Raw genomic sequence first — 817 nt, forward strand, 5'->3', positions numbered from 1 at the left:
CGGCGCGCAGCCAGTCGATTTGATCGAGCGGAGTTGCTCCCGCAGCGTAGTCTTTATCGGCCAGTCGCTGAGGTGTTTCATGGGTCGGCCCCTGGGTCATGCGGGACTGCAGCAGCTGCAGTCGGTTGATGAAGGTGGCATCCCAGCTCTTGCGTGATTCACCGCAGTCGCGCCAATAGATGACGAATTCGTCGATCTGCGCCTGCACCCAGTCGCGCGTTAGACCGCGCTTGTGCGCCCAGGCATAGACCGACTCAGTCGGTGTCCAGGTGGCTGGGATCGGCGCAGCGCGGGTGCGTTGTTGAGGCGTCGGGGATGCTAAGAGGTCTGGATCGCTCGGCGCCGATGACTGGGATGAGGACGTCACCGGCGTTGGCGGCAGTGCGACTGAAGAATGCGTCGCAGCAACGCCATCGCCTTGCCGAACCAAGGTCAAATGCTGGGCTTTGCTCGGACGGATTATTGCTGGGGCTGATGGTCGTGTGTTGTCGACAGGAGGCGGCGGCGGACCTTGATGCGCACTGTCCATTGGTGCTGATCCGCGCGCATGGGACATTTGAGGTGGGCGCGGGCGCGGATCAGACTCGACAACAGCCTCAAGTGGTGCCCGGTCATCGGTTGTTGGCGCAGGCGCATCCAGCGCCGGACAGAGCAGCCGGTACTGGGTTGGAGACCCGCGTCCAGGGCGGTGCCGCTGCAGATAACGGCCATCGAGCCCGGCTAAGGCCTTGCTGAGACCGCGTGGCGTCAGTGCGACCTGCTTGGCCAGTGCGTTCAAAGAACAGTGGCAGGGATAACCACGATGCAGCTGCTCACA

1 protein-coding gene is annotated in these 817 nt (G+C 63.2%); it reads right to left on the reverse strand.

Annotated elements, in window-relative coordinates:
- Positions 1-817, reverse strand: an 817-nt coding sequence (locus tag VBE63_RS30675; RefSeq protein ID WP_323686728.1) for a DnaT-like ssDNA-binding domain-containing protein, incomplete at both ends; no start/stop codon positions are given.

It is taken from the genome of Lamprobacter sp., from assembly GCF_034860625.1.
GTDB lineage: Bacteria > Pseudomonadota > Gammaproteobacteria > Chromatiales > Chromatiaceae > Lamprobacter.